Origin of the sequence: Holospora elegans E1 (assembly GCF_000648275.1) — a bacterium.
In the GTDB taxonomy this organism is placed as follows: domain Bacteria; phylum Pseudomonadota; class Alphaproteobacteria; order Holosporales; family Holosporaceae; genus Holospora; species Holospora undulata_A.
In genome coordinates this window covers 1-3,596 of the sequence record NZ_BAUP01000047.1, presented here as the reverse complement: position 1 = coordinate 3,596, position 3,596 = coordinate 1, and the positions used below count along the sequence as shown (strand labels likewise).

At 35.4% G+C, this 3,596-nt stretch carries 6 protein-coding genes and 1 pseudogene; 1 reads left to right on the top strand and 6 read right to left on the bottom strand.

All coding sequences use genetic code 11. The features are described from left to right. Positions 1-28 precede the first annotated feature (28 nt). The 5 genes and pseudogenes from HE1_RS10210 to HE1_RS06965 form a co-directional block, all read right to left on the bottom strand. Positions 29-205 (bottom strand): annotated as a pseudogene (locus tag HE1_RS10210) (transposase); the annotation flags it as partial. A gap of 316 nt (positions 206-521) precedes the next feature. Next, entirely contained in the window at positions 522-725 is a 204-nt protein-coding gene (locus HE1_RS01355; RefSeq protein ID WP_035543892.1) for a helix-turn-helix domain-containing protein, read from the bottom strand. A gap of 221 nt (positions 726-946) precedes the next feature. Further along, positions 947-1,111 (bottom strand): transposase, encoded by a 165-nt coding sequence (locus HE1_RS06975; RefSeq protein WP_084490866.1) that lies wholly within the window; start codon positions 1,109-1,111, stop codon positions 947-949. Positions 1,112-1,304: 193 nt separating this feature from the next. Further along, positions 1,305-1,532, bottom strand: a complete 228-nt coding sequence (locus tag HE1_RS06345; protein WP_052567183.1) for a hypothetical protein — start codon at positions 1,530-1,532, stop codon at positions 1,305-1,307. Between the two features lie 191 nt (positions 1,533-1,723). Further along, positions 1,724-1,861, bottom strand: coding sequence for a transposase (locus tag HE1_RS06965; RefSeq protein WP_162531160.1), 138 nt, complete (start codon positions 1,859-1,861; stop codon positions 1,724-1,726). A gap of 509 nt (positions 1,862-2,370) precedes the next feature. Between HE1_RS06965 and HE1_RS01345 the strand changes: the two genes are divergently transcribed. Next, positions 2,371-3,222: an outer membrane protein gene (locus HE1_RS01345; protein WP_035543891.1), complete on the top strand. Its 852-nt coding sequence runs from the start codon at positions 2,371-2,373 to the stop codon at positions 3,220-3,222. 126 nt (positions 3,223-3,348) lie between these two features. Here HE1_RS01345 and HE1_RS01340 read toward each other — a convergent pair. Continuing rightward, positions 3,349-3,596: IS3 family transposase (locus tag HE1_RS01340; RefSeq protein WP_052567181.1), on the bottom strand; the 248-nt coding region annotated here is incomplete at its 5' end.

Sequence of the window (3,596 nt, the reverse complement as noted above, 5' to 3'; positions counted from 1 at the left end):
TATAGTAATTTAGGTTAAATTAGATATTTTAAAGAGCCACGAAACAACGTCGAATAGAGCATTCAATCCCCCTCTTATTAGCCAAGAATTTCTCTATTGGATTCAAATCAAGAGAGTAAGGAGGTAGAAAAATTATACTACATTTTACAGATTCTATTAATTCTCTACTTTTCTTGGATTTATGAAAAGAGGCATTATCCATAATACCACCTTGACCAAGCTTAGATCCTCGATCAGAAATCTACACAAGCTTGGAATAATACTGTGTCGCAAGATCCCTTAAACCTCATTGGTGCTATCGGCGTGTTATTAACCAAACCGGCAATACTGTTTGTTCTTTGATACTATTTCCCACTCTTTTTTCCAACCAACTTTTTACTTTCTCTTCCCCAGCCTTCTGTCTTTGCACAGCCATATAAATGCCGCTTTCATCACTATATACAAGACTTGGATACGCTACATCTTTGATCGATTCTTGATACTGACTTTTCTTTGCTTACCTCTAAGCACGAAAAGTTTTTTTAAGCTGCAGCTAAGTCAATTTTTTTCTGAGTCATCACACGCCTCTTAGGAAAATAACTACCTTCTTGTCTGTATTTTCTATGCCACCTTCCTATCATTGATACATTCATCTTAACTAGTTGCGATGCTTCAATACACGAGTTCCCCTCATCTAAATATTCTATTACCCTTTGTCTTAAATCGTTGCTGTAGCTCTTTGTCATTTTCCTTTTATTGTAACAAAAAATTATACCCAATTCAACCTAAATCACTATATCTGTCGCTAAAAAGAAGTAAATCATTCCAAAAAATATTTTATTTTTTAATTTTTTCATTTTCTTAATATTAAGTATAGCTAAATCAGTATAAAAAAATTATGAAAGATAGAATTGAAATAAGTGATCAATTGAACAATGTAATGTTCTTCTTATATGTCTGGCTTGGGTCATTTTTTCTCAATAAGATTGAGATCCGGGAAATATGAAGGCAAATAAAGAAAACTATTACCTGAATCTTCTAGCATCTTTTGCATAGCTTTCCCTTTATGGAAAGTTGCATTATTTGTAAGTGCTTTCTTTTGGAAGGTTTGGAAATAAGAATCTGTATGCATGATTTAGCTCCCCTTCTTAATAGGATCATGGAATGGGCTATCATACTCATGTTTTCAGCAGTCGCTATGGAAATTTCATAATCTTTAGATACCTTTTGAAAATGATTTAGCCATGCAAATGTTCTTTCGACACTCCAACGCTTTGGCAAGTATAGCCTATCTTTGAGATATACGCTCTGAGATTGCTGTGGTTTTATTCAATAGAGTTCTCAAACTCCTCCATGGGGTTTCTATATCCAGCATCTGCACACACTCCCTTTAATGCAGGATATTTTTGCACCGCTTCCTCAAAAACTCTGCACCCAGCACCTGTGTCATTGGCCTTATGAACCGTGATATGGAGCAGATTGCCTTGCCTATCAACAACACTATGCCGTTTACGTCCTTTCATACTTAATTCGGCTTGTCTTAACAAGTTCATGCATCACTTTTTCCCATACCCCCTTAACCCTACATGGTCTATAAAACATGTACCGTCGAATATGGTGGAAAATCTTTTGGTAGCATGCGCCATTGACAACCGCTCTTGATTTATAAGATACCGCATTAACTGTTTAGTCCCAGCAAGAAGTAGTTAGGATCAGCATTTCGTCCATTGTTTATCCAGTTTTTTTACATAAGATCCCTTATCATTTTCTTCAAAATTCCGCTTTGTCTTGCTTTCATTAAAAACCTGTACACACTTTTCCATGGAAGGATATTCTTGCAGCAAAATCGCCACTGACAGCTCGTCTTTATAAGATAAAACACCCCGTTAGTAAGCGCTCTCTTACGTTTTTTACCACAATTTTCTGTATCAAAATGAGATTCTATTCAATATTCGTTGTGTGTCACTCAAATCTCTCAAATAGGGCATGTCATTTACCTTCTAACCAAGCTTGGTATCAGATTTTATTTAAATTGTGAAGACATCTTCTTAAGGATACGGCGCGTCGTAAAAAAATTTTCCCACAACTTATGGCGACTAGACTACCGTTATTTTGTAAGATAGAAGGGCAAGCCTATCCGAGCAAAGTTGTCAAAATTGGATAATTTTCTAGATTGCTGGTTTCTGGTGATAGATTCTAATTCCATCACAATGCCCTCTTGTGCTTAGCTTTTTTGAAGTGCTAGAATTCTTGGTTTGTTGCCAAACAACACTATTGAAAAATTATTATTCAAATTATTGATATTCTTTTGAACGATTTCGTAGTTTTGTGACATAATTTTTAGGTATTGATTGATAAATAATATCGGAAATGAACAAAAGCTTTAAATTTATGATTCTTTTTCTTTTGGCAGTATCGTCCACAAGAGCAACTCAGGAGAGTCGAAATTTTTCTATATTTCAGTCCGGGATAGCAGTTACCGCAGGAATTGGTTTTTCTGAAGCTTCTTTAAGGGCAAAAGATGCAGCAGGGCTTGGGGTGATCCCTCAAAACGGGTACAGTTCAAAGGTGAGGATAGTCAACGATCGTACTATCGAAAATCTAGTGGGAGATCCTGACGAATGGGTAGATTTTACTGAGTCAAGGTCAGTAAAAAATCGTTATGGTTTTTCTTGGAATCTTGGTGTTTTAGCTCAAAAAAAGCTAGATTTTTATACTATGGGAGCACGCTGGATATTTGGATTTAACAATGCTTCTTCTAAAATGGGATACAAGACTGGAAATATGTATCGAGAAACCGTTCTTGACGGAGATTTTTATTTTGTTTCAGACTTTGCTTTAGTTGAAGATCAAAGAACAACAAATTTTATTTTAAGAAATCAGTGGTTCAGCGCGTTAATTTTTGAATTTGGTTATCTAGTCATGAACAGGATACAAATTTTCGCGGGACCAGGAATATCTTTTCAAGGACAAAAATTGTGTTGCGTCAACGATTCGGGAAAAACTTCTGGCGGAGTGTGTAAAACAGTTTGGGGACCAATGATGGCATTGGGAACGCGATATGCTTTTACGCAGCGTATTTCGTTAGGTGTTGAATACCAGCGTCAGTGGCTAAACAGAAAAACTTGGAACAAGATCTCCTCTATTGTTCCTAACAAGACACGTCCTTATGGCACCCCCATACTAAAAACAAATAATAATCTTTTCTTAATGACATTAAGCTACATGTTTAGTGCTAAATAAAAGAAATAAAAATTTTTATATTTTTTAAATTTTGTGCAGGAACAAGAGGATTGTTTTCATTCTTGTTCTTTGCTTGTAGCCAAAATAGTAAAAAAAAATTACAGTGTACAAGATCAAAATTCCCTATCAACGATTTACAGCTTCTTTTAGTATTTTTGCATAGCTGTTTAGTCCCAGCAAGAAGTGGTTAGGATTAGGTATAAAATATTCAAGATGAATCGTCCACTGATTTAGAATAAATTGCCAAGGAGTTTTTCCTTTGATACCTTTTAGTCGTTTAGCAAAGTTGTAAGCCATCAGATAAGCACGCACATGCTGTTTTAGCTCATCATGAGAAGCATAATGAAAGCTATTAACTGTTGCTTCTTTTAGAG

What these genes read in the sequence shown, in the direction of transcription:
- HE1_RS01355 (WP_035543892.1), bottom strand. Translation starts at nt 725, where the DNA reads ATGACAAAGAGCTACAGCAACGATTTAAGACAAAGGGTAATAGAATAT.
- HE1_RS06975 (WP_084490866.1), bottom strand. Translation starts at nt 1,111, where the DNA reads ATGCATACAGATTCTTATTTCCAAACCTTCCAAAAGAAAGCACTTACA.
- HE1_RS06345 (WP_052567183.1), bottom strand. Translation starts at nt 1,532, where the DNA reads ATGAACTTGTTAAGACAAGCCGAATTAAGTATGAAAGGACGTAAACGG.
- HE1_RS01345 (WP_035543891.1), top strand. Translation starts at nt 2,371, where the DNA reads ATGATTCTTTTTCTTTTGGCAGTATCGTCCACAAGAGCAACTCAGGAG.